Genomic DNA, 784 nt, shown 5'->3' on the forward strand with positions numbered 1-784 from the left:
GATTTCTGCATGATCGTCAACGTACGAATCATACGTTCCAAGCCTTTCATCGCGAGGAACTCAGTCTGTACAGGGATCAAGATACGATCACTCGCCGCGAGTGCATTAACCATCATCACACCAAGGATTGGCGGACAATCGATCAACACGTAGTCGTAATCTTGCGAAACCGCTTGAAGTGCGCGCTTCAAAATCAACCCCATGCCACTGCGGTTACCCATTACGCGGTCTAGCGTAGCCAATGACATGTGCGCAGGAATGATGTCCATTCCTTCCAACTCGGTTTCTAAGATCAACGGCTTAACCGTATCGCGAGTGAACGTCTTTAGCTGAAACAGATCGAACAAGCTTGATGACACAGTATCTGAGTCGTAACCAAGATAAGTCGTCAGTGACGCATGAGGATCGGTGTCGACCATCAATACACGATGACCTTTCTGGCTCAACAAACCTGCTAGTGTCACTGTTGATGTGGTTTTACCTACCCCACCTTTTTGGTTAGCTACACTCCAAACGATCATGATTTATCCTACGCTAAACCCACTTCCACCATCATGCGTTCTGCAATTCGGTCAAGAGGTAAATCTTCAGAAGAAATGCCCGCTTTAGCTACAGCTTGAGGCATACCGTAAACCACACAGCTTTCTTCGTCTTGTGCCCAAATGGTTGAACCTGCCGATTTCAGCATACGTGCACCTTCTCGGCCATCTGCACCCATTCCAGTGAGCACCATAGAAAGCACTTTGTCGCCGTAAACTTTCGCCGCCGAGCCAAAGGTCACATC

The 784-nt window shown here is 48.3% G+C and carries 2 protein-coding genes; both read right to left on the reverse strand.

Annotated features, from left to right (window positions below):
- On the reverse strand, nucleotides 1-521 hold a 521-nt coding region (locus R7Q46_RS26420), incomplete at its 3' end, for a ParA family protein (protein ID WP_318078119.1).
- Nucleotides 522-529: 8 nt separating this feature from the next.
- Nucleotides 530-784: chemotaxis protein CheB (locus R7Q46_RS26425; RefSeq protein WP_318078120.1), on the reverse strand; the 255-nt coding region annotated here is incomplete at its 5' end.

The sequence above is a fragment of the Vibrio sp. 811 genome, from assembly GCF_033339195.1.